We start from the raw sequence: 25,800 nt of genomic DNA on the forward strand, positions 1-25,800 counted from the left end.
GGTCACCCAAGCGCGACGGGTCCCGTTGTCCGATCCGCTCTCCGTGCCGCGGCCGACTCCCACGCAGCGCGCGTGGACAGGAGCGTGGCCGCCGCGAAGTCGTCGAGCGGGGCTTGGCGCCACGCGTCGGAGAGGAGTTCGACACTGACGACGCCGTCGTAGCCCTTCCCGACCAGGGCGTCGCAGAATCCGGCGAGGTCCAAGACCCCTTCGCCAGGCAGGACCCGCCGGCCCATCGACTCGGCGTGCAGGTCCGCCGAGACCATCTCCGGCGCGTCGGCGAACTGGACGAACCCGATCCGGTCCACGGGGAGTTCCGACAAGTCTCGCCAGGTGCTCGGGCCGCGGAAGAAGTGCCAGCTCTCCACCACCAGCCGGAATGCGGCAGGGTCGGCCGGCGCGGCCAGCTCCGCCAGGCGCAGGGCCTCCCCGATGGAGTCGATGTCGCGGGTCGGCAGGAACTCCAGCGCGAAGCCCAGGCCGGCGTCGTCCAGTGCCTCCACACAGCGCCGGGTGTTGGCGGCCACCGCTTCGGCCGGTCCGGTCGCGACCGCGAGGATTTGCTGCGCGCCGAGGATCGGCGCCAGGCGCAGTACGTTGGCGAGACTTCGCGCAGTCGCGTCGGCGTCTGCGCCGATGGACAGGGAGACGAGTTCGTAGCAGGGCAGACCGGCGTCGCCGAGCAGCTCGGCCAGTTCCTCGGGCGGCAGCCCTTGGCGCTCGTGCGCCAGGACGGACATCACGTCGAGGCCGATGTGGTCGTATCCGGCGCGCGCCGCGGCACGGATCTGCTGGGGCAGGGTCGGCGGCAGGCCGTAGTACGTCGAGTGGTTGAACGCGTTGAAGCTGTACCTCATCGGCGGTCGGCACCATCCTGCCTGGTCGTGGGCATGCGGAACTCCGTCGTCGAAGGGGGCGACGCCTCGCGGGCCGACCCGCGCATGCCCTGCTTGTCACGGCACTGCTCGGCGCAGCGCACGCTCAGCTTGTTTGGCTATCTTAGCCATGATAGCCATGAAAGAGCTGAGGGTCTTGTCGGGTGGGGGAGCAGTGCGGTTCTTGATCCGCCGTCGAACCGACCGAGATCGCGACCGCAAACCTTGGAGGAGCAGATATGGGCGTGCGCAGTGTGGCTTCGGCCGATGTGGTGATGGTCGGGGCGGGCTCCGCCGGGTGCGTCCTGGCAGCGCGGCTCTCGGAGGACCCGGAGCGTACGGTGCTGCTGCTCGAAGCCGGACCCGACCATCGCGAGGTCGACCTGCCCGAGGAGCTGCGGACGTTGTCGCGGCCGGTGGCGTGGCCGTACAACTGGGGCGACCGCGTGGCGTCGACGGGCGGCCGCGAGCTGAACTACGCGCGCGGGCGCGGTGTCGGCGGCTCTTCGGCGACCAATGGGGCGGTGGCGTTGCGGCCCGAGCCAGAGGACTTCGATGCGTGGCCGCGCGAGCTGGGGTGGGATCGCATGCTCGCCTACCTCAACCGCGTCGAGAACGACCTGGACTTCGGTGCCGAGGCGTACCACGGCGACGCCGGGCCCATCCCTATCGTCCGGCACCCGGAGGCCGACTGGACATCACTGCAACGCGGATTCGTCGACGGCTGCGTAGCCGCCGGGCTGGAGTTCTGCGCCGACCACAGCCGCCCCGGATCGACGGGAGTCGGGGCGATTCCGATGAACCGCCGTGGAAGCGGGCGGGTTTCGAACGCCATTGCCTACTTGGAGGCGGCGCGCGACAGAGCGAACGTGACCATATGGGCGACTGCCATGTCGAGCGCCGCTCGCCCGTGCCACCGCGCCGGGCTCGATTCGTCACCACGACCTCCAGCTGACCCCGGTCGCCCGGCGCAACCCGGACGGGACGCGGGAGATCGAGATCAGCGTGGCACTGCAACTGCCGACCGGCGCAGGCAGCATCGCGCCGACCGGCGGGCGAGTGGGCGACCCGGCACGCATCGACTGGCCGTTCGCCGCCGAACCTGACAACCTGGCCCGGCTGCGGGACGGCTGGCGATTGGCCGCCCGCGTCGTCGCGGCATCAGGACTCGCCCTCGACGGCGCGGCGCCGCGCAGGCGACGCCGTACTCGACCGGCTCATCGCCGAGGGCCACTACGCCTTCTATCACGGCGTCGGCACCTGCCGGATCGGCGACGACCCGGCGACATCCGTGGTCGACGCCGACATGCGGGTGCACGGCCTCGACGGGCTCCGCATCATCGACGCATCCGTCGTGCCGACCGTCCCCAGGGCCAAGACGCACCTCCTGGTGACCGCGCTCGCAGAACTCGGCGCGGAACTGGTGGCCGCGCGCGGTTGAGCACCCGGCGTCCAGCCGGTGCCGATCAGCTCTCCGGGAGGGACTGGACCGCGACGCCGGGCCGCTCCTGAAGCGGGTGCGACTGCGCGAACTCGACGTGGCGGCGCGCCAGTCCGTGCGCGCCGTCCACGTCCCCGGCCGCGATCAGCTCGATGAGGTCGTGGTGCACCTCGAGGCCGCCCGCGATGCGCTCGGTGAAGTCCGAGCCCTCGGGCACCTCGTCGACCCAGTGCCGCTCGTGCGCGGACCACAGCGTCTCCGCGGTCCCCAGCAGGAGCTGCATCGTGGTGTTCCCGCAGAGCTGGACCAGGCCCTCGTGGAAGTCGCGGCACGCGCGGACGAACGCGGGAAGGTCGTCGACCAGTCCGACACAGCGCTCGTGCAGCTCGCGCAGCCGCGGCACAACCTCCGTGTCCCGGTCTTCACGGGCCGCGCACAGGCCGGCGCAGGTCGGCTCCAGGTTCCGGACCGCCGCGGCCAGGTCGTCGAGCGGCACACGCCGGCTGCGCAGGACGAGACCGAAGGTCCGGGCGGCATCGGTCTCGCTCGGCAGGCGCACGGCCAGGCCGCCGGTGTTGCCCCGGCGTACCGTCACCAGGCCTTCCGTCTCCAGGATGCGGATCGCCTGGCGGAGCGTGGTCGTGCCGACCTGGTACTCCTCCTGCAGGTCGCTCTGCTTGGGCAGCAGGTCGCCGTCGCGCATGCCGCCGTCGAGCACGCGGTCGCGCAGCACATCCGCCAACTCCTCCGCGACGCTCACGCCGCGGACGGGGCCGCCGAATCGGGGGGAGCGGGGCGCGGCGACGTCCAAGACGGCGTTCCTTCCTTGTCGCATACGGCTGCGGGGCGGCCCGGGGCCCTGCCCGGCCGTGGCCCCATCGTACGGAGCGCCGTGACACCGGGCACACACCGGCACGACTCCATTGTCTAACTTAGCTAAGTTAGCTAACTTAGCGCCCATACAAACAACGGGAGGACCCATGGCCACACCCGAAGACCGCCGCTACACCGTCATCTCCTCCGACGGCCACGCCGGCGCCGACCTGCTCGACTACCGCCCCTACCTGGCCCGCGAACACCACGACGACTTCGACGCCTGGGCCGCGCACCTGGTCAACCCGTTCGAGTCCGAGCACCTGCTCAGCAAGGCGCAGGACTGCAACTGGGACAATGCGGTACGCAACGCCGACCTCGAAGCGCAAGGCATCGTCGGCGAGGTGGTCTTCCCCAACACCGTCCCGCCGTTCTTCCCGCAGACCCAGTTCTTCGTCCCTCCGCCGCCCTCCGACCCGGCCGAGTACCGGCAGCGGTGGGCCGGCCTGCAGGCGCACAACCGCTGGCTCGCCGACTTCGCCGCGCAGGCCCCCGGCCGCCGCGCCGGCGTCGCGCAGATCATGCTCAACGACCTCGACGACGCGGTCGCCGAGGTCCGCCGGGTCAAGAGCGCAGGCCTGTTCGGTGGAATCCTCGTCCCCGGCATCCCGCCCGGCTCCGCGCTGCCGCCGCTCTTCGACTCCGTCTACGACCCGATCTGGGCGGTGTGCGAGGAACTCGACGTACCGGTCAACCTGCACAGCGGCGGCGGCGTACCGGCGTACCCGCACGACCCGCGCGGCCTCGCGGTGCTGCTCTCCGAGATCACCTGGTTCTCCAACCGGGTGCTGGCCCACCTCATCTTCGGCGGCGTCTTCGAACGCTTCCCGCACCTGAAGGTCGCGTTCACCGAGCAGGGCTCCGCCTGGGTCCCGCGCGAACTCGCCAAGCTGGACCAGTTCGTCCACGTGATGCCGCTCGACGGCACCGCCCAGCACTTCTTCGGCTGCGACATGATCAACGACCTGAGCATGCTGCCCAGCGAATACTTCGCCCGCAACTGCTACCTCGGCTCCAGCCCGCTGCGGCCGGCCGAATGCGCGGTACGCCACCAGATCGGCGTCGCCAACATCATGTGGGGCGCCGACTACCCGCACGCCGAAGGCACGTTCCCCTACACCCTCGAAGCCCTGCGGCTCACCTTCGCCGACGTACCCGAGCACGAAGTACGCGCCATGCTCGCCGAAAACGCCGCCCGCTTCTACGGCTTCGACCTCGCCGCCCTCGCCCCCATCGCCGCCCAGCACGGCCCCCGCGTCACCGACGTAGCCGTCCCCCTGCCCCTCGAAGAGGTCCCCGCCGACGCCCTCGGCTCAGCCTTCATCGACCACTTCGGAACCACCCACCCTGCCCTGGCCGCGGCGCATCGCTAGACGATCGTGGGAGTCGGCTCCCGCCGGCCATTGCGATGCCAGCCGCCCACCGGGCCCGGTCGCGCGCCGCGCTTGGCCGGTGCAGCACGTCGTCGTCCGCCGCGTTCCCGTCGCGAGACAGCGGACGGGCCGTCAGCATGCGCGCTGACGGCCCGTCGTGCAACGCCGAGGCTATTGGCCGGTCGTCGGGGTCACTTTCTCGCAGGGGAACTGTTTCAGCAGCTGGTCGCGGGACTTGGTGCCGTCGGTGGTCCAGTACTCGTCCGCCGCGAGTGTGCTGCGGGGTACCTCGGCGGCGCGGACGCGCATGGAAGCGCCCCAGCCTCTGGCGGTCCGGTACTCGACGGAGATGTCGGCCGGGAGGTCGGAGACGGGCGGACCAGTGGTCCGGGCGAAGTCGTTCTCGCCGTTGAGTACGAACTCCCCTGCCATGACGGCGGGATCACGCGGCTCGTCGCCGGTCCAGATCGGCGGCGGCAAAGTGCTGCGCACAGCGGGGTCGGTTTCGTTGTAGACCTTGACGGATTGCAGCCGGTCGCCGGGGCAGACTGGCAGGAACGCGACCAGCCGATCGTCTTCCCAACGTACTCCGACCACGTTGGAGGTCGGGTCGGACGACAGCATGCACGCGGACAGGACCGCGAGCGCACCGGCGACGGTGCATAGGCGTTTCACAGGCACTGTGTGTAGTCACCGTCCCCCCAGCCCGCCCGCTTCTCCCAGCGGTTCTTGCACGGGTTCGCGCCGTCGCGTGCGTACATGTACGCGAAGCGGAGGCCGTACTTGTACCACTGGGCGCGGTGCACCTTCTCGTGGCGTATTCGTCGTAGTCCAGGACCTGGGGTGCCTGGCCGGCGTGCCGGCGGCAACCGCCGCTATTGCCCTTCGCGGTATGGACCGTGGCGCCGTACTGCCGTTGCGCTGCCGTTCCGGGACAGCATGAAATAAGCGTGTAGACACGCTGGACCCCCCTCATCGCACGGTGATCCACATGATCACCGGGGGCGAGCGTATGGACAGACGGCAACGGCAACCATCCGATCGTTTGGGGCAAACGAGAGCAGGTGGCGCCAAGACCCGGCAAAACGCATCTGTGGCGAACGGCACACGAATTGGCCGCTCCAGCGAACAACCGTCGTCAGGGCAGCGGTGCCTCCACCTTTCCGCCCGAGCTGCGGGGCGGCCGTCGCCCGGGGCCGTCGCCGGTGCCCGGTGAATCGGGCACGTGTCACCTGAGTGCGGCCGCATCCGCATGTTGAAGTGCGTAGATCCCTGCGCTTTGCTGGCGCCGCCTACACAATCCGGGCCCTTGTGCTCCAAGACGAACGTGCGCCACTGGGGGGACGCACCGCGCCGCCACGCCTGAACGGCGTTTCGCGGTGCCTGTCTTCCCTGACTCGACAGCAGCGGCACCTCCTCGCGCGAGCCCCGACGGCCACATCGGGGCCGCGCCCGAATCGGAAGGAACCCGCACCCATGTCCAGAACCAGACGCTTGGTCACCGCCGCCGTATGCGCGGTTGTCATCAGCGCCGGCACCGTCCTGACGGCGGGCCCGGCGGCCGCCGTGACCGGCACCTACGACTGCGAGTTCGTCGGCAGCGGCACGCCGAACCCGGACTACGACGACGTGTCCGTCGACTTCTTCAACAACGGCTTGGGGCGGCTGTTCATCGTGATATCCGGAGTGCCGGTCGGCGTGGACGTGGAGGTCGGCGAGGTCACCGCGGTGACGTCGGGCACCTCGCCGATCTCGCTGGCCAACGGCGAGGCCCTGGCGCACCACGAGGAGATAGAGGTCGAGACGGCGGCCGCCAGAGCGGTCCCGAGCCCGCTGCCGACAATGATCACTTTCACGGTTTCCGGCATCCCGATGCCCCTCGTCTGCGTCAAGCAGTGACATCACCGCGTCGGACCGGGGCGGTCTCGGCCGCCGCAACGGATCCGCCCGCGCGAGCCGTGTTCCGGCCACGGACGGGCCGCGCCCGAACCGGAAGGAATCCCGCACCCATGCCCAGGACCGGACGCCTGGCCACCGCCGCCGTATGCGCGGCCCTCACCGCTGCCGCCACCGTTCTGCCCGCCGGCCCGGCGGCTGCCGTGGACCGGTTGTACGACTGCGAGACCAGGTACAGCGGCGCGCCGTACCCGGATTTCGAGGACGTCACCGTCTACTTCACCAACACCCTCGCAAGGAAGCTGGTCATCTCCACTCTTGGGATGCCGACCGATGTGGACCTGCCGATCGGCTACCTCAGCGCGACGGCCTGGGGTGGTCCTTCGCCGTTCTCACTGACCAACGTGAAGCACCTGTACGCCGGCGACGAGTTGGAGGTGCAGACGGTGGTCGACAAGGCCATCCCGCTCCCGCTGCCGACAGAGATCACGTTCACGGTGAACGGCCCGTTCAACCCCATCGACTGCGTCAGGTAGTGACCCACCGCCGCGGCGGACCGCAGCGGCCGCGGGCAGGCACGGGACCGAGCGCCTGCCGTCCCCTCCTCGTATTGCTGGGACGAGGAAGGGGCGGCGGGCACCCGCGTCCGGGGGCCGGCGCTTCGAGCCCCGACGGCCCTCCAGGGCCGACCGGGGGCGGGGGAGCGCGGGCGTGCGCGGTCGCCGGGCGTGGTTGGTGGCGGGTGCGGGCCGGCGTGGTGCTGTCAGGCGGGTACGGCGCCGAGTAGGCCGCCGTCGATGACGAGGTCCTGGCCGTTGATGTAGGACGCGTCCGGCGAAGCGAGGAACGCCACGGCGGCGGCGACTTCGTCGGGGCGCCCGAAGCGGCCGGCGACGATCTGGCCGGTGATTGCCGCGGCTTCCGCCTCGGTCAGGGCCTCGGCCGGGTACATCGGGGTGTCGATGTAGCCGGGGCTGACGGAGTTGACGCGGATGCCGCGCGGGGCGAGTGCGGCGGCGAGGGTGCGGGCCAGGTTGTGCACGGCGGCTTTGGTCGCCGAGTAGAGGGTGAGGACGCTGTTGCCCCGGTGCAGGGTCCAGGAGGCGTTGACCACGATCGAGCCGCCGTCCGCGAGGAGTGGCAGGGCCTTGTGGACGGTGAAGAACACGCCCTTGAGGTTGACGTCGACGGTGTGGTCGAAGTCGGTCTCGGTGACGTCCTCGAAGGGCAGGAAGGTTCCGGTGCCGGCGTTCGCGAAGAGGCAGTCCAGCCGTCCGTGGCGGTCCCTGACGGTGTCCATGAGCGCGTCCACCGCGGCGAGGTCGGCGGTGTCGGCCACGATCCCGGAGGCGTGCGGGCCGAGTCGGCGCACTGCGGCGGCCAGCCGGGCCTGGGTACGGCCGGTGACGACGACGTGGGCGCCCTCGTCGACGAGCCGCTGTGCGGTGGCCAGGCCCATGCCGCTGGTGCCGCCGGTGATCAGGGCGGTCTTTCCGGTGAAGCGGTTCATGCCGGGGTTCCCGTCAGAGAGTGCGTGAGGTGGTCGGCGAGCTGCGGCAGCCAGTCGGGCCGCGCGTTGCCGAGCAGGTGGTCGCCGTGCGCGACGGCGAGGTAGGTGCCCCGCGGCGCCAGCCGGGCCAGGGACTCGCCGTTCACCACCCCGGGGATGACGTCCTGGCCGCCGTCCACGACGAGCAGCGGCGCGGTGATGCGGGGCGCCAGGTCGGTCAGGTCCACCTCGTGTGCGAATTCGCGGGCGGCGTCGGCGCCTCCGGTGCGTTGGGCCATGATCTCGCCTACGGGAGGGGGGAGTTCCGCCCAGTGCAGGCGGAATGGTCCGCTGACGGTGGCGACGGCCGCCACGCGCGGTTCGAGCGCCGCGGCCCGGGCCGCGAAGTAGCCGCCCAGGCTCATGCCGACGAGGCCGACCCGGGCGACGCCGAGGGCGTCGACCACCCGCCCCACGACCCGCTCGTAGTCGGCCGCAAAGGTCGTGGTGCCCGCGAGTACGCCCTGTCCGGGGCCGTCCATGGCGAACACCGCCAGCCCGCGCGCCAGCAGCGCCGCGGCGAGGTCCAGGAACTCCTCTTTGGCCGAGTCCAGGCCGGGGACGACGACCACCGTGCCGGGTGCGTCCGACGGGCCGCGTAGCCAGCCGGTGAATCCGGCACCGCTCAGCCGCTGCGCGCCGGGTTCGAGCGCGGTCAGCGCCCGGCCCAGGGCCTGGTCCGCCGCGGCCGCGGCGCGGTGCGCCTCTGCGTACGGTGCCAGCGTGGCCAGGTGGAACCAGCGGGCTGCGGCCAGCAGATGCTGTCCGGCGGAGACCGCCGACGCCGCGCCGTCCGCACGCCGCAGATGGCTTTGCCCGGTGGCGGCGAAGGCCGGCCCCCAGTCGGCGACGGAGGCGAGGCCGTCGGTGACGCGGTGGTACTCGTGGGGGTCCACGCCCGCGCCGGTGGCGCGGGTCCACTGGGCGGCGGCGAATTCGCGGGGGTTCATCGTGCTTCTCCCGTGGTCAGGACGGCCTTGCCGCGGATCCGGCGCTCGCGCAGGTCGACGAGCGTGGCGGCGGTCTCCGTCCAGGGCGCGATGCGGCCGATCTCCGGATGCAGGCGGCCCCGCGCGACGAGGTCCACCAGCGTTGCGAGGTCGGCGCCGTAGGGGGCGCCCGCGTAATGGAAGTGCTGGATCGTGGCACGTTCGGGGCCGCCGAGGACCTCGAAGAAGTCGAGGGTCACCGGGCTGCGGCTCGCCTGGCCGAACCAGACGAGCAGACCGCCCGGCCGCAGCTTGGCCAGGGCCGGCGGCAGCTGCGCTCCGCCGGCGGACTCGAAGGCGACGTCGAAGGGGCCCTGCGCGTCGGAGACTTCGTGCACCACGCGGGCGCCGAAGCCGCTCAGCCGCGCCCCGCGTTCAGGCGTGGCGGTCACCGCGGTCACCTCGGCGCCGGCCCCGACGGCCAGTTCGGTCACGAAGTGGCCCACGCCGCCCGAGGCACCGGTCAGCAGCAGCCGTCGGCCGGCCAGGGCGCCGGCGGTGCGCAGCAGCCGCAGCGCGGTGATCCCGGCCAGCGGCAGCGCCGCCGCCCGGACGCTGTCGATGCCGTCCGGGAGCACCGCGATCGAGTGCGTGGGCACCGCGGCGTACTCGGCCCAACCGCCTTGGGCGGGATGCCCCACGACCCGGGTGCCGACGCCGGGGCCGGATCCGTCGGCCGCCGCCTGGACCACGAACCCGGCGACGTCCTTGCCGGGAAGCAGTCCCGGCTGCGGGTTCTCGAGGAGGAAGGTCTCGCCCCGGTTCGGTGCGAAGGCCTCGACCTTGACCAGTGCCTCGCCGGTCCCGGGCACGGGCTCGGCGGCGTCGGTGAAGGCGACGGGGCGCGCCGCGTCCCCGGTGGGAATCAGTCGTTGCATGGCCCAGATGCAACCGCCCGGAGGGTCCGGTGATCCAACAACGCAGCGAGCGATTCGACAACCTTTGGTTGTCGCCTATGGTGAGAGCCATGGATCTCGACGTGGCGCAGGTACGTGCTTTCGTGCGCACCGCCGAGGAACTGCACTTCGGCCGGGCCGCCGGGGCCCTGGCGATCTCCCAACAGGCGCTGTCCAAGCGCATCGCGCGGTTGGAGTCCCTCCTCGGCGCCGAGCTGTTCCGGCGCGGCGGCGGGGTGCATCTGACCGAGGCCGGCCGGCGATTCCTCGAACCGGCCCGGCAGGCCGTCGCGGCCGCCGACGCGGCGGTCGAGGCGGTCACCGGGACCGCGCGGCCACTGCGCCTGGATGTCTGGGGGCACCTGTACGCGCCGATGAGGACGCTGGCCCAGGTCGCCGGACGCGCCGGACCCGCCGGGGACTTGGTCCTGGGGCACGGCCGCGACCTGCCCTCGGTCACAGCAGCACTGCTGCGCGGCGACATCGACGCGGCCTTCGGCCGGGCCCACCCCCCGCTGCCCGGGGGGCTGACGCACCGCCTCGTCCGCCTCGAACCGGTGGACGCCGTCGTCGGAGCGGACCATCCGCTCGCGGCCGAACCGGCCCTGCGGCCCGAGCAGTTGCGCGGCAGCGTGCTGTGGGCACCCGCCGAGCCGGCCCGCCTCGATTTCCTCCACCGGTTCGCCGACCGCTTCGGCATCCGCGACCGCGCCGCAAGCGTCAACCTCGGCCTCGCCCACTTCCTCGCCGAGGTGGCGGCGGACCCGCGGCGCTTCTCGCTGATCCCGGCCGATGTGCCGCTGCCGGACGTCCCAGGCCTGCGCACCGTCCCCCTGGCCGAACCCACGCCGCTCTACGCGTGGTCGCTGCTGTGGCGCACCGGGAATACGCACCCGAGGCTGGGTCTGCTCTCCGCCGCGCTCGCCGAGGAAGCCCGCCGAAGCCGCTGGCTGGAGTACGACCCAACCTGCGACTGGTTGCCCGAACCCCCGGCAGACGGATCCGACTTCGCCCGGTGACGGCCCGAGCCGACGTCGTCGCCGACGCGCAGGAAGGCCGGAGCGGGCAGAAGCGCCCGGTCCGGCCGGACCACCGTCGGAAACTGCACCCCTGGCCGGCCGCGATGGTGGGTCTTCTGGTGGGCCGGGCTTGCTCTGGTTGTCGTCCTTGCGGCGACGTACCATGCGCGGGTGATTCTGGGGTTCTCGCATGTGCAGTTGGTGGTGCGGGATGTCGGCGTGAGTGCGGCGTTCTATCGGGCGGTCCTGGGGATGCGGGACCTCGCGTCGGGAGTGCTCGAGTCCGGTCCGTACGCTGCGTTGCGGCATCCCACGGCGGGGTTTGTGGTCGGTATGCAGACGGCCATGCCGGGCGACGAATCCGGCACCTCGACGGCGGGTATCGACCATCTGTCGTTTGCGGTGGCCGACTTGGGTGCGCTTGAGCGGCTGCGCGGCGAACTTGCGGCGGCCGGGTTTGCGCCGGGGGATGTGTTCGAGGAAGCCGTCAGCCACAACTTCCGGGTGACGGATCCGGACGGGCTTGTCGTCGAACTGAGCGCCCCCAAGCGCCGATAGGCCGGGCGGCGGGGCCGGGTCGGCGGGTCAGCAGTCGTCGGACGCCCAGTTCGGCTTGTGCGCGGTCAGGAGTTTGTCGGTCGCGCTGTGCAGGACCTTGCGGTCGGCGGCGCTGACCGCGGCCAGGAAGTCGCTTTCGGCTGCGTCGAGCAGGCGGGCGCTCTCGGCGGCGAGTGCGCGGCCTGCGTCCGTGACGAGGATGACGTGGCGGCGGCGGTCCTGGGGATTGCGGCGGCGCTCGGCCAGCCCCTGCGACTCCAGTTCGTCGAGCACGCCGACCAGGACGTTCGGGTCGATGCCCATGGAACGGCTGACGTCCTGCTGGGAGAGCGTCTCGTCGGCGATCAGGGTCTCGAGCACATGGATGTGCTTGGTGCGGACTCCGAGCGGGGCCAGCGTTTGGTCTCCCAGCGCGAGCAGCAGTTCGGCCAGCTTGACCAGCCGGTATCCGGTCCTTGCCCGCATCGGGATCTGTTGTGCCATGTACACATCCTAGCGACGCGCGACCTTATGCAGCGAAGACAAACCCATGTGCATATCGTATGCTCCACATACGATTCCTCGATGGAAGGCGCACGCATGTTTGCTGCCCTGGGCCGTCTCACCACCTCCCGTCCGCGCCTCCTTTTGCTTTTCGGACTGCTGTTCCTGGTCGGGGTGACCCTGCTCGGCCGGGCCGCCGGGGGCGAACTGCTCGCCGGCGGCAACCAGGACCCCGCGTCGCAGTCCGCCCGGGCAGCCGAAGTCCTCGAACGGGACTTCCCCGGCAGCCGGCCCAACCTGGTCCTGCTCGTCTCGGCCCGCGACCCCGGGGCCGGCGGCCTCGATGCGCCGGCCGTCGCCGAGCAGGCACGCGGCCTGGGGGAGCGCCTGGCCCGGGAGACCGGGGTGAGCGGTGTCGCGTCGTACTGGACCACCGGCGCGCCGACCCTGCGTACCGCGGACGGGCGCACCGGGCTGGTCGTCGCGCACATCGCGGGCGACGACACCGCGTCCGCCGACGTCCTCGCGCGGATCACCCCCGCGTACGGCGGAGCCCAAGGCGGCCTCGACGTACGCATAGGCGGCTCCGTCGCCGTACGCGACGCCATCCAGGACACCGTGTCCGAGGACCTGCTGCGCGCCGAGATGATCGCCCTGCCCATCACCCTGCTGGTACTGGTCCTCGTCTTCGGCAGTGCCGTCGCCGCACTGCTGACCCTCGGCGTCGGGATCTTCGCGATGCTGGGCACCGGCTCGATCCTGCGGCTGATCGCCTCCACCACCGAGGTCTCGGTCTTCGCGCAGAACCTCACCACCGTGCTCGGCCTCGGACTCGCCGTCGACTACGCGCTGTTCATCGTGCGGCGCTACCGCGAGGAACTCGCCGCCGGCGCCACCCCGCAGGACGCGGTCCGCCGGTCGCTGAACACCGCCGGACGCACCGTGGTGTTCTCCGCACTGACGCTGATGGTCTCGCTGGCCGCGATGCTGGTGTTCCCGCTCTACTTCCTGCGCTCGTTCGCGTACGCCGGGATCCCGGTGGTGGCCCTCGCGGCCTTCGGGGCCCTGGTCCTGCTGCCCGCCGCGCTGTTGGTACTCGGCCGCCGGGTGGACGCGGGCGACCTGCGGAAGCCGATGCGACGGCTGGCGGCACGCCTCGGGCTCCGGCGCACGACTGCCCAGAACGCCGCAGAGAACGCAGCCAAGAACGCCGCCGACAACGTCGGCGCGAAGACCGCCGCGGCCGACCCGCCCGAGGGCGGTTGGTACCGCCTCGCGCAAGCCGTCACCCGCCGCGCCCCGCTCGTCGCCGTCGCCACCACCGTGACCCTCGTGGTCCTCGGACTGCCGTTCACCCGCATCGAGTTCGGGACCGCGGACGACCGCCAGCTGCCCGCCGCGACCGAGGCACGCCAGGTCCAGCAGGCCATCCGCGACGGCGTCGACGGACGCCCCACCGGCGCGGTCGAGGTCATCGCGCGCGGCGCGGCCGCAGCGGACGCCCCGGCGCTCCGGGACTACGCCGCCGCTCTCTCCCGACTCGACGGCACGGCACGGGTGGTCGCCCCGACCGGCACCTTCCAGGACGGCGTCCGCACCGGGGGACCCGCCCCGGCCGACGCCGGGCGCTTCAACGCCGGGGCCGCGTACCTGTCGGTGGTCCCCGACGTCGACGACCTGTCCGCACGCGGGCAGGAACTGGTGCGCCAGGTAAGGGCCGTACCCGCGCCGTACCCCGTCCTGGTCGGCGGCCAGGCAGCGGAACTGGTCGACAGCAAGAAGGCGATCGGCGACCGGCTCTGGATCGCGGGCGCCGTGATCCTGCTCGCCACGTTCGTCCTGGTCTTCCTGCTGTCCGGCAGCGTCCTGCTGCCGCTGCTGTCGATCCTGTTCGCGGGGCTGAGCCTGACCGCGATGTTCGGCGCGGTGGTGCTGATCGTCCAGGACGGCCACCTGTCGGGCCTGCTGGGCTTCACCCCGACCGGCTCGGTCGAGACCGCCCTGCCCGTGCTGATGTTCTGCATCGCGTTCGGACTGTCCATGGACTACGGGGTGTTCCTGCTGTCCCGGGTCAAGGAGGAGTACGACCGCACCGGCGACCACCGCACGTCCATCGCGGTCGGCCTGTCCCGGACCGGCGGGATCATCACCGCGGCGGCCGTCGTCCTGGCCGTCGTCATGGGTGCCATCGGCACATCGAGGGTGACCAACACCATGATGCTCGGCGGCGGCCTGGCCCTGGCCATCCTTGTTGACGCCTTCGTCGTCCGGAGCCTCCTCGTTCCGGCCGTCCTGGCCCTGACCGGGCGGGCCACCTGGTGGGCGCCACCGGCCCTGCGCCGCCTGCACGAACGCTTCGGCTTCGACGAACACGCCCCGGCCGACCCGCCGATCCCGACCCCGGCGCCGGAACCCGCCCCGGCGCTGCTCGCCGGACACGGCACGCGCGCCGACTGACTTCCTGGGCCCGGGGTGACCACGCCGAGGTCACCCCGGGCCGTCCGGACGAGCGAGGTCGCAGGCGCGGGAGGCCTTCTTGGGGGCGCCGACGCCGGAATTCCGGCGTCGGCGCCCCCGCGGGCGTGGGCGCTTGCCCCGGGCGGCTGGCGTGAGATGCGGTGTTTCCGTGCAAGACGGACGATGAATCCAATGAGCGACGCAGCGGCGACCAAGGAAAATCCCGCCCCGGGTACGGGCGATCTTGTCGTGCTGCGCAAGGTCAACAAGCACTTCGGCGACCTCCACGTCCTCCAGGACATCGACCTGACGATCGCCCGCGGCGAGGTCGTGGTCGTCGTCGGGCCGTCCGGGGGCGGGAAGTCCACGTTGTGCCGGGCGATCAACCGCTTGGAGACCATCGACTCCGGCGAGATCGCCATCGACGGAAAGCCCCTGCCCGCCGAGGGCCGCGAGCTGGCCGCGCTGCGCGCGGACGTGGGCATGGTCTTCCAGTCGTTCAACCTCTTCGCGCACAAGACCGTGCTCGCCAACGTGATGCTTGGCCAGGTCAAGGTCCGCAAGAAGAAGAAGGACGTCGCGGAGGCACGGGCGCGTCAATTGCTCGACCGGGTGGGAGTGGCCTCACAGGCGGACAAGTACCCGGCGCAGCTCTCCGGCGGCCAGCAGCAGCGCGTCGCGATCGCCAGGGCGCTCGCCATGGACCCGAAGATCATGCTCTTCGACGAGCCGACCTCGGCGCTCGACCCCGAGATGATCAACGAGGTCCTCGAGGTGATGCGGCAGCTCGCCCGGGACGGGATGACCATGGTCGTCGTCACCCACGAGATGGGATTCGCCCGTTCGGCCGCCAATCGGGTGGTGTTCATGGCAGATGGGCGGATCATGGAAGAAACCACACCTGATCAGTTCTTCAGCAGCCCGCGCAGCGCGCGGGCCAAGGACTTCCTGTCGAAGATCCTGCACCACTGACCGGGCCCCTTGAACACCGAGGGATGAGCACCATGAAGGCATACAGGACCACCATCGCGGCCGTCGCAGCGCTGGGACTGGCGCTGGCCGCCGCCGGCTGCGGCGACGACGGCGACTCGGGGGACGGCAAGAAGATCACCATCGGCATCAAGTTCGACCAGCCCGGCATCGGCCTGAAGACCCCGAGCGGCTCGTACACGGGCTTCGACGTCGACGTGGCCACCTACATCGCCAACGAGCTCGGTCACAAGAGCGGCGACATCGTCTGGAAGGAGGCCAAGAGCGCCGACCGCGAGACGCTGCTCCAGCGCGGTGACGTCGACTTCATCGCGGCCTCGTACTCGATCACGCCGACGCGCTCGGAGAAGGTCGACTTCGCCGGCCCCTACCTCCTGGCGCACCAGGACGTCCTGATCCGGGCGGACGACAATTCCATCACCAAGCCGGAGGACCTGAACAGCAAGAAGCTCTGCTCGGTCACCGGCTCGACCTCGGCGCAGAACGTCAAGACGAGGATCGCGCCCGATGCCCAGCTCCAGGAGTACGGCGGCTACTCGGAGTGCCTGACCGGCCTGGAGAACAACGCCGTCGACGCGCTGACCACCGACGACTCGATCCTCGCCGGTTACGCGGCGCAGTCGCAGTTCGAAGGCAAGTTCAAGCTCGCCGGCTTCAAGATGAGCAACGAGAACTACGGCATCGGGGTCCCGAAGGGCAGCGAGCTCAAGGCGAAGATCAACGCCGCCCTGCAGAAGATGGTCGCGGACGGCACCTGGAACCAGTACGTCCAGAAGAACTTCGGCCCGGCCAATTACAAGAACGAGCCCGCTCCGCAGATCGGCGTCATCGTCAGCTGACGCGGGCGAGCCGGGCGCGCCGCCGCGAAGCGGCGCGCCCTGGTGTGCCCCGGCGCGCCCGGACCCGGAAGGCCGCAAAGACCGTGTTCGACTTTCTCGAGGGCTACGACCTGCTGGGCGCCTTCTGGACGACCGTCCGGCTCACCGTCCTGTCCGCCGTCGGCGCGCTGATCTGGGGCACCGTGCTGGCCGCCATGCGGGTCAGCCCGGTGCCCCTGATGCGCGGCTTCGGCACCACGTACGTGAACGTGGTCCGGAACATCCCGCTCACCGTGATCATCGTCTTCACCTCGCTGGGCCTGTTCCAGACGCTCGGGGTCACCCTCGGCGCCCGGGACTTCACGACGATCAACTTCCGGCTCGCCGTACTGGGGCTGACCGTCTATACGGCGGCGTTCGTCTGCGAGGCGCTGCGGTCCGGCATCAACACGGTGCCGGTCGGCCAGATGGAGGCGGCGCGGGCCATCGGCCTGACGTTCCCCCAGGCGCTGGGGTACATCGTCCTGCCGCAGGCCTTCCGCTCCGTGGTCGCCCCGCTGGCGAACGTGCTGATCGCGTTGACCAAGAACACCACCGTGGCGGCCGCGATCGGGGTCGCCGAGGCCGCCGCGCTGATGCGCGTGATGATCGAGAACGAGGCGCAGCTCATCCTCATCTCGGCGGTCTTCGCCTTCGGCTTCATCTGCCTCACGCTCCCGGCCGGGTTGTTCCTGGGCTGGGTGAGCAAGAAGGTGTCGGTGAAGCGATGACCTCGGAGTCCGTCCTCTACGACACCCCCGGGCCGCGCGCGAAACGGCGCAATCGGCTGTACACGGCTCTGTTCCTCGTCGCCCTCGCCGGCGTGCTCTGGTGGGTGTTCCGGAGCCTCGCCGACAAGAACCAGCTCGAATGGGCGAAATGGCGGCCCTTCTTCACGGACGCCGGCGCCTGGAACACCTTCCTTCTGCCCGGCCTCCGGAACACCCTCAAAGCCGCCTCGCTCGCCATCGTCATCGCGCTGCCGCTCGGCGCGCTGTTCGGCGTCGCACGCCTCTCCGAGCACCGCGCGGTGCGGGGCGCGGCCGGCACGGTGGTGGAGTTCTTCCGGGCTATCCCGGTGCTGATCCTGATGCTCTTCGCGAACGCGGCGTACGCGGAGTTCACCGATGTCAGCCCCGACGACCGGCCGCTGTACGCCGTGGTCACCGGCCTCGTGCTCTACAACGGCTCCGTGCTCGCGGAGATCGTGCGCGCCGGGATCCAAGCCCTCCCGGCGGGCCAGACCGACGCCGCCAAGGCGATCGGCATGCGCAAGAACCAGGTCATGCGCTTCGTCCTGCTGCCGCAGTCGGTCACCGCGATGCTGCCGGCGATCGTGAGCCAGCTCGTGGTGATCGTGAAGGACACCGCGCTCGGCGGCGCGCTGCTCGGCTTCTCCGAACTGCTGGCGTCGGTCCGCCCGATGAGCGCGAACTACGGTGCGAACACCATCGCCAGCTTCACCGTCGTCACGGTGATCTTCGTCGCGGTGAACTTCACGCTCACCACGTTCGCGAATTGGCTGGAAGCCAGATTGCGGCGCGGCAAGAGGTCCACCGGCGCGGTGCTCGGCGCCGACACGGTCGAGGAACTGGCCACACCGGGCGAGCACGTGACCCACGAGGACCTCGGCGGACCGGGCGACCTCCCCAAGCGCTGAGGAACAGCACGGGCGTGCGTGGTCCGTCAGGGGCCGCACAGCGGGGTGCGTTCCTTGTCGATGATGGCGGTCAGGTCGATGGCGTCGTAGTTGGCGAGGATGACTCCGCACCAGTCCAGGTCGCGGTAGATGGTCCAGTTCGTCGATTCGCCGGCGGCTCCGCCTCCGTGGGTGAGGAGGAGGTGGTTGTCGACGATGGGGGCGGTCGCGCCGTACGCCATGAAGCTCCGGCCGCCCGGGGTGGCGGCGCCGCGTGGGCGCATGGGGAACTTGGCGCTCATGAACAGCTCGGTGTAGGCGGGGTCGAGCAGTGCCCCGCCGGTGAGCGCCTGCGCGAAGCGGGCGAGGTCGGCGGTCGTGGAGAAGGCGTTGCCGCCGCCGGTGCCGATGAACATGCGTGCGGCGCCTTCCCCGGCGCGCAGGGCGTCGATCCGCTCCCCGGACGGCTTGCGCGTGTAGGGGTGGGCGAGGCGCGGGTCGCTGAGCCACTGCGGCCGGGTGTAGAAGTCGCTCCGGGTCATGCCGGCCGGGGTGAAGACGTGCTGCCGGACGTAGTCGTAGAACGACTGCCCGGACACTGCGGCCACGATCGCGCCGAGGACGTCGTACCCGCTGTTGCTGTAGCGGTTGTCGGAGCCCGGCGCGAATTCCAGGGGCTGCGTGCCGATGATGCGGACGAGTTCGGCGGTGACCTGGTCCGCGCTGGTCCAGGTGCCGACCTGTTCGAGGAACTCGGCGTTGTTCAGCAGGTCGCCCATGCCGGAGGTGTGGGTGAGCAGGTGGTGGATGGTGACGGTGTCGGCGATCGCGGGCGGGAATCCGGGCAGGTAGGTGCCGAGCGTGCCGTAGAAGTCGATCTTGCCTTGCTGGGCGAGTTTCAGGACCGCCAAGGCCGTGAACGGCTTGGAGGCGGATGCCAGCGCGAAGATCGTGTCGGGGGTGTTCGGTACGGCAACTTCCTTGTCGGCCATGCCGTAGGCCCGGGACAGCACGGTCCTGCCGCGGTGGCTGAGCAGGACCGTGCCGGAGAACTTGTCCTCGGCGGCCAGTCGGGCGACGAAGCGGTCGTACGCTCCGCCGGGCCGCAGGTCGTCCGGGATGCGTCCGGCGGGGCGCCCGCCGCCGGCCTGGGCGGAGGTGGCCGCGAAGGCGCCGAGCGCGCCGGCCGGTACGGCCGCGCCGAGCAGGTGCAGGACGGAACGTCGGGAGATGCCGCCTTGGTTCGAGGTCATGGCGGCGATGCAACCGCAGGGCGCGTTTCGCGGGTGTTCGCCGGGTGCTAACGCGGAGGAAACACCGGGGTCGGCCATCATGCTCCGACGCACGTCCAGGGGAATCCAGGGGAAATCCAGGGGAAGGGGTCGCGCCGTGCGCGTCTTGGTGGTGGAGGACGAGCCCATGCTCGCCGACGCGATCGCGGAATGGCTGCGCCTGGAGGCCCACGCGGTCGACGTCGCGCACGACGGCGGGGCGGCGCTGGACCGGCTGGCGGTCCACGACTACGACGTGGTCGTCCTGGACCGGAGCCTGCCGGTCGTGCACGGCGACGACGTATGCCGCCGGGTGGCCGCCTCGCCTTCGGCTGTACGGGTTCTCATGCTCACCGCGGCGGCGGAGGTCGGCGAACGCGTCGACGGCCTGCGCCTGGGCGCCGACGACTACCTCACCAAGCCTTTCGCATTCCCCGAACTCGCCGCCCGTGTCGACTCGTTGGGACGGCGCAGCCGAGCGGCTACGCCGCCGGTGCTGCGCCGGGCGGGCATCACCCTGCACCCGGCGCGCCACGAGGTCTTCCGGGACGGCGGCCACGTGGCGCTGTCGAGGAAGGAGTTCGCCGTCCTTGCCGAACTGCTGCGCGCCGACGGCGCCGTGGTCTCGGCCGAGTTCCTCCTGGAGAAGGCATGGGACGAACACGCCGACCCGTTCACCGGCGCTGTGCGCCTGACCATCCTCAAACTGCGCCGCAAGCTCGGCGACCCCTGCCCCATCGAGACGGTCACCGGGGTGGGCTACCGGATTCCGTGAACCGGCGCATGAAGCGACCGCTTCGGGCTGCGCGCCGGTCACTGCTGCCCGGACGCCTGCCGCCGCGGCGCATGACCTTGTGCACCCGGCTGACCCTGATCCACGGCGGGCTCTTCCTCGTCGCCGGCGCGGTGCTGCTCGCCACCACGTACGCCCTGTTCGAGCGGCAGCTGGCCCAGCGCGGACGCCTGCTCGTCACGAAAGGGCCCCCGTCGGGCGGCAGCAGCGAACCCGCCGCCTACACCTTCGGGTTCACCGGCGACGGCTCGCTGCTCGCCGGCCGCGATGCCGAACGGTGGATGCACGACCAGCAGGCGATGCTGCACGACGCCGCCGCGACGTCGCTGCTGTCCCTGGGTGCGGTCGCCTTGGCCCTGGTGGGTGTGCTGGCCGCCGTCGCCGGCCGGCTGGCCACCGGACGCGCCCTCGTCCCGCTGGACCGGGTGACCGCCACGGCCCGCCGGATCTCCGCCGCGCCGACCGCGGACCGGCTTCCGTACCGGCCGGTGCCCGTCGACACCGGTGCCCCGAGCGACGAAGTCACCGATCTCACCGTGGCCTTCAACGCCATGGTGGAACGACTCGACCGGTCGCTGGAAGGTCAGCGCCGGTTCGTCGCCAACGCCTCCCACGAACTGCGCACCCCGCTCACGCTGGCACGTTCGGTCGTCGAGCTCGCCGTGCGCCGCCACCCGTCCTCGGCGGAACTGCGCCGGCTCGCGGAGCAGCTGCTGGAGATCAACGTCCGCCATGAGCGACTCCTCGCAGGGCTGTTGACGCTGGCCGACGCCGAGAACGAACTCGCCACCCGGCGACCGGTGGACCTGGCCGAGGTGATCGCCCGGGTGGTGGCGCAGACCTCGCACGAAGCCGGCGCGGCCGGGATCACCGTCCACCACCGCGCGGACTCGGCCCCGGTCCGGGGCGATGCCGCGCTGCTCGAACGGCTGATCCACAACCTGGTCGAGAACGGCATCCGGCACAACACCGGACCGGGGGGCAGGCTGGAGGTCACCGGCCGCTGCGACGGCGACACGGCCGAGGTGGAGGTCCGCAACACCGGCCCCGAGGTGCCGCAGGACCAGGCCGAGGCCATCTTCGAACCGTTCCGGCGACTGCCGCCCGCCCGATCGCCCGCTCCCCGGGGAAGCGGCCTGGGGCTGTCGATTGTCCGCGCCATCGCGCGGGCCCACGGCGGCACCGCCACCGCCTCCCCGCTCCCGGGAGGCGGGCTGGCGGTCGCCGTTCGGCTTCCGTCCGGCTGACCGGCCGCGCCCGGCTTCGCCGGGACGACTGCAGGCTCGCGGTCGGCGGCCGGCGCCTCGTTCCACGGGCCGGTCGAGGCGATGGCCATGCGGGGATGCTCAGTCGGCCGGGTCGCCTTCCTCGCCGGGGGAGGCGGCTGCCGGTGCGAGCTTCGCTGCGATTCGGGTGAGGGCGGCGAGATCCTCGGGCTCGAGGAGGTCGGCGAAGTGCCGGCGTACGGATTCCAGGTGCGCGGGTGTCGCGGTCCGGAGAGTGTCGGTGCCGAGTCGGGTGAGGACGAGGAGGCAGCCGCGCCCGTCCGCGGGGTCCGGTGCCCGCCGGATCAGGCCCCGGGTCTCCATCCGGCTCGCGTGTCGCGACAGCCTGCTCTTCGACCAGCCCATCTTCGCTGCCTGCTCGCGGAGGGTGCTGGTGACGCCGGGGCGTTCCACCAGGGTGCTCAGTACTTCGTAGTCGGGTTCGGACAGGCCCGTCTCGGCGAGGTCGCGTGCGGTGGCCTCGCGCACGGCGATCGTCATGCGGCGGTAGGCGCGCCACGCCGCCTCCTCGCGCTCGTCCAGCCATGGTGCCGCGGACCCCGGCAGTCTCGTTGACATGTAAACATTCTACTGCCTAATGTCGTTTACATGTTTACGAAATCTCCTCTGCGCGTCATGGTCCTGACCTCCAGCACGCGTCCCGGGGCCATCGGGCCCGCCATCGCCGACTGGTTCGCGGAAGCGGTCGGGCCGCTGGCGGCAACGCTCGGCGCCGAGTTGCACCCCGTCTCCTTGAGCGAGCTCGCCCTGCCCTTCCTCGACGAGGGCGAGCATCCGTCCTCGGGCATCTACCGCCACGAGCACACGAAGGAGTGGAGCGGGCTCGTCGACGCGGCCGACGGATTCGTCGTCGTGACGCCGGAATACAACTACGGGATGCCCGCCAGTCTGAAGAACGCACTCGACTACCTGCACCGGGAGTGGGCGTGGAAGCCCATGGGCTTCGTCAGCTACGGCAACACCTCCGCCGGCACCCGATCGGTCCAGCACACGAAGGAGGTGGCCACGACCCTGCGTCTCGTTCCCCTCGGCGCCACCGTCGCGCTCCGCCTGGACGAGGCGATCGACGGCGGCCGTGTGCGGCCGACTCCCCGTCTCACCGCCGCCGCCGAAGGCGTGCTGCGCGAACTGGTCCGGTTGTCCCACGCCCTTCGACCGATGCGCGAGGCACTGCGCGAGGACAACACCGCCGGGCCCGTCGCCGGCAGCTACGTCCGCGAGCTGAACCCGGACGACGCGCCCGAGGCCACCGTGCTGCAGCGCTGCTGCTGGGTGGACGAAGCCGTGGACAACGCGTCCCTCGACCTCGCACCGCTGCGGGAGAGCGTGGACGACGTCGCGCAGTGGCTGTCGGAATGGACGGTTGCCGGGCTATGGCGCGACGGGCGCCTGATCGGGATGGTCCGCGTCCGGCACGACGGCGACACCGGACACATCGGCCGACTCGCGGTCGCCCCGGACATGCGGGGCACAGGAATAGGCCGCTGGCTCCTCCGCCACGCCCGGCAGGCCTTGACCCCGACCTGCACCCGTATCGCGCTCAGCACCGGGGTCGGGAGCGTCCGCAACATCGCTCTCTACCAGAGCGAGGGATTCGTGGCAGACGGCAGTGGGGCCGAAGGCATCGTCCACCTCAGCAAGGCGATCCCCGACCACACGCTCATCGGCGCAGGGCACGAGCCCTTGGCCGGGTAGACCTCTAGTACTCGGCCGGAAAGCGGGACTCGGCGGCGTCCACCAGGGACGTCAGGGGCGTTCCGCGCATCCACCGGGAGAGGAGGTCCCGGTCCACCAGCACGATGCCCTGGTCCTCGGCCAGGTCGAGGGCGGGGTCGGTGAAGCGGCACGAGGCGACGAACACGGCCACGTCGGCGGCGTGTACGGGCCGCGCGGTGCCGACGAAGCGCTGCATGTCGGGGCTTCCGACGCTGCGGTCCTCCGCGTAGCGCTTGCACTGGATCACCAGCGTCCTGCCGTCCGGCAAATACGCGGTCACGTCGGCGCAGAGATCGCCCGCGCCCCCGTCGACTCCGACCCGGGTGCAGCCGTCGCGCAGGCACAGCGCCGCGACGTGGCGTTCGAACTCGGGGCCGTCCATGAGGTCCACGTCCGCGAGCAGGTGTGTGACGCGGCCGCTCTCCTCGCGGTAGGCCGCGCGGCGCAGGGAGCCGCGCATCGAGGTGACCCCGACGGCCAGGACGATGACCGCCGCGGCGAGCGCGCAGATACCGGTAAGGATCCGCCACTCGCGGAGGAAGGCCGCGATGCCGGCGGCGAGCAGGAACGCGACGGTGAGTTGGCCGTACAGCCGTGCCAGCCGCGGGCTCGGCCGCGACGACCACCTGCGCCGCTGCCCTTCCGACTGCCAGGTCCGCTCGGCCCGCCGAGCCCGACGAGTCCGGCCTACCCGCCCGGCGCGCCCGCACCTCCCCGAACTCCTCGGCGAATCAACTGCGTTGCCCATCGCCACCCCCTGCTCCCCGGCCCGACAGCCTGCCTTCCGCACACTGCCCCGCAAGATCGATCTCACGCGCAGCGCCGCCGAGCGGATATCCCCGGGATCCGCGACCCGGGCACGAGCGCAGGATGGCACCCATGCGGGTCGGCGCGCGGGCCCTCCGGAGGATCTGCACCCGGGATTCTTTACGTGTGCCCTGCGGCGCGGGCACTCTGTTTTTCAAGGTCCACATGGCGGGGGGCGGGGTGTCGTGCACGACGAGCGGGCCGCACTAAGGGTGATCGCGCTGGGGGTGCCCGGGGCCGGCAAGACGACGTATCTGGCGGCACTCCACCATGAGGTCAAGAGCGATCCGTTCCCGGGGGTTTCGGTATCGCTGGCGCAGGTGGCGAAAGCCGCGGAGCTGGACCGGATCCACGGGCAGGCCGCCGACCCCGGCCAGGGATGGCCGGCCGCGACGCGCACGGGCCAAGGCTTACGGGAGTTCACGTTCCGGTTGGTCGTGGAGGCGACCCGGGTCACCTGGCGGGGGCGGATGGTCGGCAGCCGCCATCCGGTCCTGTCGCTGACGTACCTCGACTACGCGGGCGAGTTCATCCCCGACGCCGACCTGTACGCGGAGGAGGCCGAGGAGTTCGACGAGCAGCTCAAGGCCGCGCACGCGCTGCTCGGCATCATCGACGGCCACCAACTTCTGATGTACATGCTGGGTTCCGGGCGGGAGGAGGTGTTCCTGGCGAACCTGGCGCGGATCGTCGGGCGCCTGAAGGGCGCCGCCCAGCCTGTGCACTTCCTGGTCACCAAGTGGGACCTGTTCGCGGGCCGCTTCACCTTCGCCGAGGTGTGCGAAGCGCTGCTGTCCACACCCGCCGAGACGGGGTTCGCAGCCTTCGTCGCGAACCGTTCGGCGCGCCGGAGGCTGTTCGGGAGGACGCTTCTGGGCCGGGTGCGGCTGATCCCGGTCAGCGGCTACGGCGGCATCGCCTTCCTCGACGGCGACATGACCGTGCAGCGCGACCCCGCCGGCCGCCGCACGCAGGAGAACGTGATCGTCCCGCTGGCGGCGGCGGTCGCCGACATCGCCGACCACTTCCTCCAGATCGCCACGGTGCCCGGCAACCCGGAAGAGATCGAGGCGGACCGGCAGGCGGCCGTGGAGTTCGGGAAGGCCGCGAACTCCGGTGCCGAACTCCGCGTCGGGCCGAGCGGCGTGAACGTCATCGCCCTCGCGATCTTCACCGCGGTGCTCGCCATGCCCAAGCTCGGACGGCTGATCGCCGTACCCGGGATGGCGCTGGGCCGATCGGCGCGGCGGCAGTACCGTCGGGTCAGGGCACGGCGGCTCGCCGGCGTGCGTACCGTCGAAGGCGCCGCGTTCTACCTCGCCGACCTGGTGGCGGCCGAGATGGACGCCTTCGACAGCCGTTTTCCCGGATCGAAACTGACCTACGAACCGCCCCGCCGGTGACCAGGGAGGGCACGGTGGACGAGCTTGTCCCGTTCCTGCTCGCCCGTACCCGCACCGCGGGCGAGCGGTTCGTCGTCGGCCCGGGCGGGCCGGCCGAGCACGACCTGCGCCGGGCCGTGTCCCGGGGCGACGCCCGGGAGTTCCCCCGCGACACGCGCTACCGCGTCGTCGCCTACGGGCCCGACCGGCACGCCGTCTACCGGGAGTTCGAACTGACCGCCGACGACCTCGGGGTCGCCGGTCCGGTCCGGGACGAGCACGGGCGCGCGATCCTCGCGATCGAAGGAGCCGCGGTCACCGGCGACCCTTTTGCGGTGGACGCCGCCGATCTCGCCACTGCCCACGAGCACATGCTCCGCCGCTACGCCGAACTCTGGCGGACCGAGGAGGCGTCCCACCCGCGCCCGGTTCAGCCCCTGCCCTCCCCGCCGCGGGCAACGCCCCGCCCTCCGGCGCCCAAGCCTGCCCGGACGCCTCCCGCCCGGTCCCTTTGGCTCTGGAGCGTTCCGTTGGCGCTGCTGCTCGCCGCCCTCCTGGTGATCGCGCTGCGCTGACGGTTCGACGTCCGGACCTCCTCGCCCGGCCGGACGCCTGACCACCGGACGTCAGAGACGCCGTCGGGCGCGGGA

28 protein-coding genes are annotated in these 25,800 nt (G+C 71.4%); 17 read left to right on the top strand and 11 right to left on the bottom strand.

Annotation, left to right across the window (positions count from 1 at the left end; all coding sequences use genetic code 11):
- Positions 1-2 precede the first annotated feature (2 nt).
- Positions 3-857 (bottom strand): sugar phosphate isomerase/epimerase family protein, encoded by an 855-nt coding sequence (locus tag LZ495_RS35320; protein ID WP_235057235.1) that lies wholly within the window; start codon positions 855-857, stop codon positions 3-5.
- Positions 858-1,114: 257 nt separating this feature from the next.
- Here LZ495_RS35320 and LZ495_RS35325 point away from each other — a divergent pair, with 257 nt between their 5' ends.
- Together LZ495_RS35325 and LZ495_RS35330 are read left to right on the top strand one after the other, a co-directional pair.
- Positions 1,115-1,981: a GMC family oxidoreductase N-terminal domain-containing protein gene (locus LZ495_RS35325; protein ID WP_235057236.1), complete on the top strand. Its 867-nt coding sequence runs from the start codon at positions 1,115-1,117 to the stop codon at positions 1,979-1,981.
- A complete protein-coding gene (locus LZ495_RS35330; protein WP_268823780.1) occupies positions 1,978-2,316 on the top strand; it encodes a GMC family oxidoreductase in 339 nt (112 codons plus the stop codon). Before LZ495_RS35325 ends, LZ495_RS35330 begins: the two co-directional genes overlap by 4 nt.
- 25 nt (positions 2,317-2,341) lie before the next feature.
- Here LZ495_RS35330 and LZ495_RS35335 read toward each other — a convergent pair whose 3' ends face one another.
- Positions 2,342-3,127, bottom strand: coding sequence for a FadR/GntR family transcriptional regulator (locus tag LZ495_RS35335; protein WP_235057237.1), 786 nt, complete (start codon positions 3,125-3,127; stop codon positions 2,342-2,344).
- A gap of 169 nt (positions 3,128-3,296) precedes the next feature.
- Here LZ495_RS35335 and LZ495_RS35340 point away from each other — a divergent pair, with 169 nt between their 5' ends.
- Positions 3,297-4,562, top strand: a complete 1,266-nt coding sequence (locus LZ495_RS35340) for an amidohydrolase family protein (protein WP_235057238.1) — start codon at positions 3,297-3,299, stop codon at positions 4,560-4,562.
- 171 nt (positions 4,563-4,733) lie between these two features.
- Here the strand turns inward: LZ495_RS35340 and LZ495_RS35345 are convergent, their stop codons facing one another.
- Both LZ495_RS35345 and LZ495_RS44400 read right to left on the bottom strand, forming a co-directional pair.
- On the bottom strand, positions 4,734-5,237 hold the full coding sequence (locus tag LZ495_RS35345) for a hypothetical protein (RefSeq protein ID WP_235057239.1): 504 nt from the start codon (positions 5,235-5,237) through the stop codon (positions 4,734-4,736).
- Positions 5,234-5,368: a hypothetical protein gene (locus LZ495_RS44400; protein ID WP_268823768.1), complete on the bottom strand. Its 135-nt coding sequence runs from the start codon at positions 5,366-5,368 to the stop codon at positions 5,234-5,236. The genes LZ495_RS35345 and LZ495_RS44400 overlap by 4 nt, the downstream gene beginning before the upstream one ends.
- A gap of 670 nt (positions 5,369-6,038) precedes the next feature.
- Here LZ495_RS44400 and LZ495_RS35350 point away from each other — a divergent pair.
- Together LZ495_RS35350 and LZ495_RS35355 are read left to right on the top strand one after the other, a co-directional pair.
- A complete protein-coding gene (locus tag LZ495_RS35350) occupies positions 6,039-6,461 on the top strand; it encodes a hypothetical protein (RefSeq protein ID WP_235057240.1) in 423 nt (140 codons plus the stop codon).
- Between the two features lie 110 nt (positions 6,462-6,571).
- Positions 6,572-6,994 (top strand): hypothetical protein, encoded by a 423-nt coding sequence (locus LZ495_RS35355; RefSeq protein WP_235057241.1) that lies wholly within the window; start codon positions 6,572-6,574, stop codon positions 6,992-6,994.
- 227 nt (positions 6,995-7,221) lie between these two features.
- Here the strand turns inward: LZ495_RS35355 and LZ495_RS35360 are convergent, their stop codons facing one another.
- From LZ495_RS35360 to LZ495_RS35370, 3 genes are read right to left on the bottom strand one after another with little or no spacing between them, the layout of a single operon-like run.
- On the bottom strand, positions 7,222-7,968 hold the full coding sequence (locus tag LZ495_RS35360; RefSeq protein ID WP_235057242.1) for an SDR family NAD(P)-dependent oxidoreductase: 747 nt from the start codon (positions 7,966-7,968) through the stop codon (positions 7,222-7,224).
- On the bottom strand, positions 7,965-8,957 hold the full coding sequence (locus LZ495_RS35365; RefSeq protein ID WP_235057243.1) for an alpha/beta hydrolase: 993 nt from the start codon (positions 8,955-8,957) through the stop codon (positions 7,965-7,967). Before LZ495_RS35365 ends, LZ495_RS35360 begins: the two co-directional genes overlap by 4 nt.
- Positions 8,954-9,874 carry a zinc-binding dehydrogenase gene (locus LZ495_RS35370; RefSeq protein ID WP_235057244.1) on the bottom strand — a complete coding sequence of 307 codons (921 nt, stop codon included), beginning with the start codon at positions 9,872-9,874 and terminating at the stop codon, positions 8,954-8,956. Before LZ495_RS35370 ends, LZ495_RS35365 begins: the two co-directional genes overlap by 4 nt.
- 89 nt (positions 9,875-9,963) lie before the next feature.
- Here LZ495_RS35370 and LZ495_RS35375 point away from each other — a divergent pair, with 89 nt between their 5' ends.
- Together LZ495_RS35375 and LZ495_RS35380 are read left to right on the top strand one after the other, a co-directional pair.
- Positions 9,964-10,911 carry a LysR family transcriptional regulator gene (locus LZ495_RS35375; RefSeq protein WP_235057245.1) on the top strand — a complete coding sequence of 316 codons (948 nt, stop codon included), beginning with the start codon at positions 9,964-9,966 and terminating at the stop codon, positions 10,909-10,911.
- A 171-nt stretch (positions 10,912-11,082) separates the two neighbouring features.
- Positions 11,083-11,469, top strand: coding sequence for a VOC family protein (locus tag LZ495_RS35380; RefSeq protein WP_235057246.1), 387 nt, complete (start codon positions 11,083-11,085; stop codon positions 11,467-11,469).
- A 27-nt stretch (positions 11,470-11,496) separates the two neighbouring features.
- Here LZ495_RS35380 and LZ495_RS35385 read toward each other — a convergent pair whose 3' ends face one another.
- A complete protein-coding gene (locus tag LZ495_RS35385) occupies positions 11,497-11,952 on the bottom strand; it encodes a MarR family winged helix-turn-helix transcriptional regulator (RefSeq protein ID WP_235057247.1) in 456 nt (151 codons plus the stop codon).
- An 81-nt stretch (positions 11,953-12,033) separates the two neighbouring features.
- On the opposite strand from LZ495_RS35385, the gene LZ495_RS35390 reads away from it, so the two are divergent.
- The 5 genes from LZ495_RS35390 (at position 12,034) to LZ495_RS35410 (ending at position 17,916) form a co-directional block, all read left to right on the top strand.
- Positions 12,034-14,409: an MMPL family transporter gene (locus tag LZ495_RS35390; protein WP_235057248.1), complete on the top strand. Its 2,376-nt coding sequence runs from the start codon at positions 12,034-12,036 to the stop codon at positions 14,407-14,409.
- 192 nt (positions 14,410-14,601) lie between these two features.
- Complete coding sequence (locus LZ495_RS35395; RefSeq protein ID WP_235057249.1) at positions 14,602-15,381, top strand: amino acid ABC transporter ATP-binding protein; 780 nt, start codon at positions 14,602-14,604, stop codon at positions 15,379-15,381.
- A gap of 32 nt (positions 15,382-15,413) precedes the next feature.
- Entirely contained in the window at positions 15,414-16,238 is an 825-nt protein-coding gene (locus LZ495_RS35400) for a glutamate ABC transporter substrate-binding protein (RefSeq protein ID WP_235057250.1), read from the top strand.
- 83 nt (positions 16,239-16,321) lie between these two features.
- A complete protein-coding gene (locus tag LZ495_RS35405; RefSeq protein ID WP_235057251.1) occupies positions 16,322-16,987 on the top strand; it encodes an amino acid ABC transporter permease in 666 nt (221 codons plus the stop codon).
- Positions 16,984-17,916, top strand: a complete 933-nt coding sequence (locus LZ495_RS35410) for an amino acid ABC transporter permease (RefSeq protein ID WP_235057252.1) — start codon at positions 16,984-16,986, stop codon at positions 17,914-17,916. Before LZ495_RS35405 ends, LZ495_RS35410 begins: the two co-directional genes overlap by 4 nt.
- A 26-nt stretch (positions 17,917-17,942) precedes the next feature.
- On the opposite strand, the gene LZ495_RS35415 is transcribed toward LZ495_RS35410, so the two are convergent.
- Positions 17,943-19,148 (bottom strand): serine hydrolase domain-containing protein, encoded by a 1,206-nt coding sequence (locus LZ495_RS35415; protein ID WP_235057253.1) that lies wholly within the window; start codon positions 19,146-19,148, stop codon positions 17,943-17,945.
- A gap of 136 nt (positions 19,149-19,284) precedes the next feature.
- Here LZ495_RS35415 and LZ495_RS35420 point away from each other — a divergent pair, with 136 nt between their 5' ends.
- Complete coding sequence (locus LZ495_RS35420; protein WP_235057254.1) at positions 19,285-19,941, top strand: response regulator transcription factor; 657 nt, start codon at positions 19,285-19,287, stop codon at positions 19,939-19,941.
- 8 nt (positions 19,942-19,949) lie between these two features.
- Positions 19,950-21,206: a sensor histidine kinase gene (locus LZ495_RS35425; RefSeq protein ID WP_235057255.1), complete on the top strand. Its 1,257-nt coding sequence runs from the start codon at positions 19,950-19,952 to the stop codon at positions 21,204-21,206.
- Between the two features lie 99 nt (positions 21,207-21,305).
- Here LZ495_RS35425 and LZ495_RS35430 read toward each other — a convergent pair whose 3' ends face one another.
- Positions 21,306-21,803 carry a MarR family winged helix-turn-helix transcriptional regulator gene (locus LZ495_RS35430; protein ID WP_235057256.1) on the bottom strand — a complete coding sequence of 166 codons (498 nt, stop codon included), beginning with the start codon at positions 21,801-21,803 and terminating at the stop codon, positions 21,306-21,308.
- A 30-nt stretch (positions 21,804-21,833) separates the two neighbouring features.
- On the opposite strand from LZ495_RS35430, the gene LZ495_RS35435 reads away from it, so the two are divergent.
- Positions 21,834-22,940, top strand: coding sequence for a bifunctional NAD(P)H-dependent oxidoreductase/GNAT family N-acetyltransferase (locus LZ495_RS35435; RefSeq protein ID WP_235057257.1), 1,107 nt, complete (start codon positions 21,834-21,836; stop codon positions 22,938-22,940).
- Positions 22,941-22,944: 4 nt separating this feature from the next.
- Here the strand turns inward: LZ495_RS35435 and LZ495_RS45105 are convergent, their stop codons facing one another.
- Entirely contained in the window at positions 22,945-23,709 is a 765-nt protein-coding gene (locus LZ495_RS45105; RefSeq protein ID WP_308268690.1) for a restriction endonuclease, read from the bottom strand.
- A 244-nt stretch (positions 23,710-23,953) separates the two neighbouring features.
- On the opposite strand from LZ495_RS45105, the gene LZ495_RS35445 reads away from it, so the two are divergent.
- Complete coding sequence (locus LZ495_RS35445; RefSeq protein ID WP_235057258.1) at positions 23,954-25,171, top strand: hypothetical protein; 1,218 nt, start codon at positions 23,954-23,956, stop codon at positions 25,169-25,171.
- Between the two features lie 14 nt (positions 25,172-25,185).
- The gene (locus tag LZ495_RS35450) at positions 25,186-25,725 is read left to right on the top strand and encodes a hypothetical protein (protein ID WP_235057259.1); all 540 of its coding nucleotides are present in this window, start codon (positions 25,186-25,188) and stop codon (positions 25,723-25,725) included.
- The last annotated feature ends 75 nt before the right edge of the window (positions 25,726-25,800 follow it).

This window comes from Yinghuangia soli (assembly GCF_021502675.1).
Taxonomy (GTDB): Bacteria; Actinomycetota; Actinomycetes; order Streptomycetales; family Streptomycetaceae; genus Yinghuangia; species Yinghuangia soli.

What these genes read in the sequence shown, in the direction of transcription:
- LZ495_RS35385 (WP_235057247.1), bottom strand. Translation starts at nt 11,952, where the DNA reads ATGGCACAACAGATCCCGATGCGGGCAAGGACCGGATACCGGCTGGTC.
- LZ495_RS35365 (WP_235057243.1), bottom strand. Translation starts at nt 8,957, where the DNA reads ATGAACCCCCGCGAATTCGCCGCCGCCCAGTGGACCCGCGCCACCGGC.
- LZ495_RS35395 (WP_235057249.1), top strand. Translation starts at nt 14,602, where the DNA reads ATGAGCGACGCAGCGGCGACCAAGGAAAATCCCGCCCCGGGTACGGGC.
- LZ495_RS35370 (WP_235057244.1), bottom strand. Translation starts at nt 9,874, where the DNA reads ATGCAACGACTGATTCCCACCGGGGACGCGGCGCGCCCCGTCGCCTTC.
- LZ495_RS35400 (WP_235057250.1), top strand. Translation starts at nt 15,414, where the DNA reads ATGAAGGCATACAGGACCACCATCGCGGCCGTCGCAGCGCTGGGACTG.
- LZ495_RS35340 (WP_235057238.1), top strand. Translation starts at nt 3,297, where the DNA reads ATGGCCACACCCGAAGACCGCCGCTACACCGTCATCTCCTCCGACGGC.
- LZ495_RS35430 (WP_235057256.1), bottom strand. Translation starts at nt 21,803, where the DNA reads ATGTCAACGAGACTGCCGGGGTCCGCGGCACCATGGCTGGACGAGCGC.
- LZ495_RS35350 (WP_235057240.1), top strand. Translation starts at nt 6,039, where the DNA reads ATGTCCAGAACCAGACGCTTGGTCACCGCCGCCGTATGCGCGGTTGTC.
- LZ495_RS35410 (WP_235057252.1), top strand. Translation starts at nt 16,984, where the DNA reads ATGACCTCGGAGTCCGTCCTCTACGACACCCCCGGGCCGCGCGCGAAA.
- LZ495_RS35325 (WP_235057236.1), top strand. Translation starts at nt 1,115, where the DNA reads ATGGGCGTGCGCAGTGTGGCTTCGGCCGATGTGGTGATGGTCGGGGCG.
- LZ495_RS35360 (WP_235057242.1), bottom strand. Translation starts at nt 7,968, where the DNA reads ATGAACCGCTTCACCGGAAAGACCGCCCTGATCACCGGCGGCACCAGC.
- LZ495_RS35415 (WP_235057253.1), bottom strand. Translation starts at nt 19,148, where the DNA reads ATGACCTCGAACCAAGGCGGCATCTCCCGACGTTCCGTCCTGCACCTG.
- LZ495_RS45105 (WP_308268690.1), bottom strand. Translation starts at nt 23,709, where the DNA reads ATGGGCAACGCAGTTGATTCGCCGAGGAGTTCGGGGAGGTGCGGGCGC.
- LZ495_RS35355 (WP_235057241.1), top strand. Translation starts at nt 6,572, where the DNA reads ATGCCCAGGACCGGACGCCTGGCCACCGCCGCCGTATGCGCGGCCCTC.
- LZ495_RS35435 (WP_235057257.1), top strand. Translation starts at nt 21,834, where the DNA reads ATGTTTACGAAATCTCCTCTGCGCGTCATGGTCCTGACCTCCAGCACG.
- LZ495_RS35390 (WP_235057248.1), top strand. Translation starts at nt 12,034, where the DNA reads ATGGAAGGCGCACGCATGTTTGCTGCCCTGGGCCGTCTCACCACCTCC.
- LZ495_RS35425 (WP_235057255.1), top strand. Translation starts at nt 19,950, where the DNA reads ATGAAGCGACCGCTTCGGGCTGCGCGCCGGTCACTGCTGCCCGGACGC.
- LZ495_RS35320 (WP_235057235.1), bottom strand. Translation starts at nt 857, where the DNA reads ATGAGGTACAGCTTCAACGCGTTCAACCACTCGACGTACTACGGCCTG.
- LZ495_RS35375 (WP_235057245.1), top strand. Translation starts at nt 9,964, where the DNA reads ATGGATCTCGACGTGGCGCAGGTACGTGCTTTCGTGCGCACCGCCGAG.